General features: G+C 63.0%; 1 pseudogene. It reads left to right on the top strand.

From position 1 onward, the window contains the following. A pseudogene (locus ACPYOI_RS37280) lies at positions 1–230 on the top strand (DUF1499 domain-containing protein); the annotation flags it as partial.

The raw sequence follows: 230 nt of genomic DNA on the forward strand, positions 1-230 counted from the left end.
GTCGTCGCAGGAACGCGAAGAACAGCTTCTTGCCTATCCCGAACTAACCGGCAGGCGCTACGAAGGCGAGATCGACCGCGTTCTGGAAGCGGTCAAGAAGGTGGCAAAGCAAAACCGCATTGCCATTACCAAGACTGAAGGCGAAGGCGAGCCGGTCCGTGGCCTGGAGGATATGCCGGCGAAGCCCGCGCCGGGCGGCGATGCCGTCGCCGAAGCGCCCGATCAGGTTC

The sequence above is a fragment of the Rhizobium sp. SVR5-2C genome, from assembly GCF_056755115.1.